The sequence below is a fragment of the Streptomyces tricolor genome, from assembly GCF_002155905.1.
GTDB lineage: Bacteria > Actinomycetota > Actinomycetes > Streptomycetales > Streptomycetaceae > Streptomyces > Streptomyces tricolor.
Genome location: NZ_MUMF01000188.1, coordinates 1 through 3691 on the forward strand (window position 1 = coordinate 1; position 3691 = coordinate 3691).

Annotated in this window: 3 protein-coding genes; 2 read left to right on the top strand and 1 reads right to left on the bottom strand. The window is 72.6% G+C overall.

Translation table 11 applies throughout. The annotated features are described in order from the left end of the window. Window positions 1–262: 262 nt before the first annotated feature. Window positions 263–706: an SRPBCC family protein gene (locus CCN44_RS14840; protein WP_086697900.1), complete on the bottom strand. Its 444-nt coding sequence runs from the start codon at window positions 704–706 to the stop codon at window positions 263–265. Between the two features lie 135 nt (window positions 707–841). Here CCN44_RS14840 and CCN44_RS14845 point away from each other — a divergent pair, with 135 nt between their 5' ends. After that, window positions 842–1885, top strand: a complete 1044-nt coding sequence (locus CCN44_RS14845) for an Rv2578c family radical SAM protein (protein ID WP_059254207.1) — start codon at window positions 842–844, stop codon at window positions 1883–1885. Between the two features lie 147 nt (window positions 1886–2032). Next, a complete protein-coding gene (locus tag CCN44_RS14850; RefSeq protein ID WP_086697901.1) occupies window positions 2033–3592 on the top strand; it encodes an alpha/beta hydrolase in 1560 nt (519 codons plus the stop codon). Window positions 3593–3691: the final 99 nt, after the last annotated feature.

Below are 3691 nucleotides of genomic sequence, written 5' to 3' on the forward strand. Positions count from 1 at the left end.
GCGCAAGCCGGTCGTGGCGCCGGGGACGGCGGCGGGGCCACGGTCTCCTCGCCGGCCGGCGCCACGACCGGCTTGCGCTTCACCAGTGTCGTCCCGCGCACGGACCGCTCCCCTCGTCGCACCTGTCGTATTTCCCGCGTGAGGCGACAACTGCGGGCGACTGCGGCGAGTTACGGCACCGCCCGGGACGGGGCGGAGTTCCACTCGAACCGGTGAAGGGGTCAACCAGCGGTCAACGCCCTTGCACCGGTGGCCTGTTGGGCTACTTCTCGACCTCGGCGGCGAGCTTGTCGAGCAGGGCGTCGTAGATCCGGCCGAGGCCCTTGGGGGCGAAGGTCTTCTCGAAGAAGCCGCCGATGCCGCCGGCGCCCTGCCAGGTGGTGGTGACGACCACGCGGGACCTGCCCTCGCCGGCGGGGGTGACGCGCCAGGTGGTGACTATGGAGGAGTTGCGGTCCTTCTCGACCAGCTCGCCGTCGGTGGGCTCGCTGACCTCCAGCAGGCAGTCGCGCACCCGCTTGCTGGTGGCCTGGAGCCGCCAGTGGACGAGGGTGCCCTCGCCGTCGCCGCCCTCGCGCACCTCGTACTCGCTGAACTGCTCGGGCAGCAGCTTCTGCCGGGTGCCGCGGTAGTCGGCGAGGGCGTCGAACACCTTCTCCGCGTCCGCCGCGACGACCCGCTCCGTAGTGGCCTCGACCTGCGCCATTGCGTTCCTCCACGACCTGGTTCCTCGGGGTTGGGGCAAGCCAACCACCCCGGCGCCCGGCCGCCCAAATCGGGGTGCGCACGATCATGGGAACAGATGTTCTATTCTGAGGGCCGGTGCGAGCGAGGAGGCGTCATGCGCTGGGAGAACCTCACGGAGGAGAGCGAACACGGCCGGGCCGCCGACGCCGCGCTGTTCGGCGCGGACGCCGTGACCACCCGTACCTTCGACACGCCCGAGTTCCGCGGGATCACCTTCCACGAGGTGCGGGCGCGCTCGGTGCTGAACCGGGTGCCGGGCGCCTCGCGCATGCCGTTCGAGTGGACGGTCAACCCCTACCGGGGCTGTACGCACGCGTGCGTCTACTGTTTCGCCCGCAAGACGCACAGCTATCTGGACCTGGACACGGGCGTCGGCTTCGACACCCAGATCGTGGTCAAGGTGAACGCCCCCGACGTGCTGCGCCGCCAGCTCGGCTCGCGCCGCTGGCAGGGCGACCACGTGGCGATGGGCACGAACGTCGACTGCTACCAGCGCGCCGAGGGCCGCTACCGGCTGATGCCGGGCATCATCTCGGCGCTCACCGAGCACGCGAACCCGTTCTCGATCCTCACCAAGGGCACCCTCATCCTGCGCGACCTGGAGCTGCTGGTCCGGGCGTCGGAGGTGACGGACGTGGGCATCTCGGTCTCCGTCGGCTTCCTGGACACCGGGCTGTGGCGCACGGTGGAGCCGGGCACGCCCGCGCCCGAGCGCCGGCTCGACGTGGTCCGCACCCTCGGCGAGCACGGCATCGGCTGCGGGGTGCTGATGGCGCCGGTGATCCCGTTCCTCAGCGACGACCCGGCCCAACTGCGGGCCACGGTACGGGCGATCGCGGCGGCCGGGGCCACCTCCGTCACCCCCTTGGCGCTGCACCTGCGCCCGGGCGCCCGGGAGTGGTTCATGGCCTGGCTCGCACAGCACCATCCGCACCTGGTGCGACGCTACGAACGGCTGTACGCGGAGGGCGCCTACGCCCCCAAGTGGTACCAGCGCCGGATCACCCGTCAGGTGCACGAGCTGGCGCAGGAGTACGGCATCGGGCCGGCGCGCGCGGGCCTGGCCCGCCGGATCCGCCCGGCCGAACCCGCGCAGGCCCCGGCCGGGCCGGAGCCGGTCCAGCTCAGCCTCCTGTGACCGGCCGGGGGCGTTAGAGGGCATCCCACGGCCCAATTGGGTCAACTATCTCCACAACGGGTTCTTCGGGGCCCCGACTCCGGGACGATCCGGCGAGAACCGTGAGCCTCGCGGTTCGCCGACCCCCTCCGTCCCGGGAGGACCCGTATGACATCACGCGCAGCCCTGCTGTGCGCGGCCACGGCCGCAGCCCTGCTGGCCGGCTCGGTCACCGCCGCTCCCGCGCAGGCCGCCCGGCCGGCCGGGCTCAGCTGGAAGAAGTGCGGCACCAGCGACCAGCCCCGGCTCCAGTGCGCGTCCCTGAAGGTGCCGCTGGACCACGCGAACCCGTCGGGCCGGCAGATCACCCTCGCCCTGTCCCGCGTCCCGCACACCGCGCGGGCCTCCCAGGGCCCGCTGCTGGTCAATCCCGGCGGCCCCGGCGGCAGCGGCCTGACGCTCGCCGGGTATGTCGCCTCGGCGCTGCCGAAGAGCGTCGCGGCCCGGTACGACATCATCGGCTTCGACCCGCGCGGGGTCGGCCGGAGCACGCCGGCCCTGAACTGCGCGCCCGGCCACTTCCGGCCGGTGCGCCCCGACTCCGTGCCGCGCACGCCCGCGCTGGAGCGGGCCAACCTGGAGCGCGCGAGGTCCTTCGCCCGGGCCTGCGGCCGCAAGTACGCCGACGTCCTGCCGTACCTGGACACCGGCAGCGCGGCCCGGGACCTGGAGGCCGTCCGCCGCGCCCTCGGCGCGCCGCGGATCAGCTACTTCGGCTACTCCTACGGCACCTACCTGGGCGCGGTCTACGCGAAGCTGTACCCGCGCCGGGTGCACCGGCTGGTGCTGGACTCGATCGTCGACCCCACCGGTGTCTGGTACGAGGACAACCTCGCCCAGGACTACGCCTTCAACGACCGCCACCGCGCGCTGATGGCCTGGATCGCCCGGTACGACACGACCTACAAGCTGGGCAGGGACCCCGCGAAGATCGAGGCCCAGTGGTACGCGATGCGGTCGGCGCTGGCGAGGAAGCCGGCCGGGGGCAGGGTCGGCGCCGCCGAGCTGGAGGACACCTTCATGCCCGGCGCCTACTACGACGGCTACTGGCCCCGCCTCGCCGAGGCGTTCGCGGCCTACGTCCGCCGCAAGGACACCGGGCCGCTGGTGAAGGCGTACGAGAACGTGGCCGCGGTGGACGCCTCGGGCGACAACGGCTACAGCGTCTACACGGCGGTGCAGTGCCGTGACGCCTCCTGGCCGCGCGACTGGAACCGATGGCGTACGGACGGCTGGAAGGTGTACGCGAAGGCGCCCCTGATGGCCTGGAACAACACCTGGTACAACGCGCCCTGCGCGTTCTGGCCGACGGCCCCGCTGAAGCCGGTGGACATCGCCAACGGCACGCTGCCGCCGGCGCTGCTGTTCCAGGCGACCGACGACGCGGCCACCCCGTACCAAGGTGGTGTGACGGTCCACCGGCTGCTGGCCCGCTCCAGCCTGGTGGTGGAGGAGGGCGGCGGCAACCACGGCGTCACGCTGAGCGGCAACACCTGCCTGGACAAGCACCTGGCCGCGTACCTGAGCAGCGGCTCGGTGCCGCGGGGCGCCGGGCCGGCCGACGCGGTCTGCGCGAAGTCACCCGAGCCCGAGCCGCTGAAGGGGAAGTCGGCGTCGCCCGGGTCCCGCGGCTCGGTCCTGCACGGGCTGCTGGGCTTCCGTCACTAGGCAACGGGCCCGGGCGGCGGGGGCGTTGTCCATGGGATGGTCCACCATGAACCCATGAGCGAACCGACCCGGGCCACGAGTGGCCCGGGTCGGTTCGCT